Here is a 492-nt window from a genome sequence, read left to right on the forward strand (position 1 = left end):
TTGCTGGCACGGCATGGCATGCTCCGATTGCGTGCCGAGGACGACGGCACCGGCGCATGGTCGCTGACAGTGCCCGACCCGGACGCGGTGGATGCGCGCGAGCATCTGCTCACCGTCGACCTGTTGACGGAAGACGCGCTGGCAGTGGCACGGTCGCGGTTGAATCCCGCCGCCGGGGTGATGTTGAGCGCGTTGTGGAGTTCTGCCACGGGGCAACTGGCGTTGGTCGCCCACCATATGGCTGTCGACGGAGTGTCGTGGCGAATTGTGCTGGAGGACCTCAACATCGCCTGGACCCAGCATCGCGGCGAGCAGCCGGTGCTGCTGCCGCCGACCGGGTCGTCGTTCAAACGATGGGCGGAGCTGCTGGCTGAGTACGCGCACCACCCCGACGTGGTCGGCCGGGCGGAGGCGTGGCGGCAGGTGGCCTCGATCCCACCTGCATTGCCGGCGCCGCGGCCCGCCGAGGATACGTTCGCCACCGCCGGATAC

1 protein-coding gene is annotated in these 492 nt (G+C 68.9%); it reads left to right on the forward strand.

Annotated features, from left to right (window positions below; all coding sequences use genetic code 11):
• Positions 1-27: 27 nt before the first annotated feature.
• Positions 28-492: condensation domain-containing protein (locus tag RNC47_RS36365; RefSeq protein ID WP_311605144.1), on the forward strand; the 465-nt coding region annotated here is incomplete at its 3' end.

The organism is Streptomyces millisiae, assembly GCF_031845425.1.
Lineage (GTDB): Bacteria > Actinomycetota > Actinomycetes > Streptomycetales > Streptomycetaceae > Streptomyces > Streptomyces millisiae.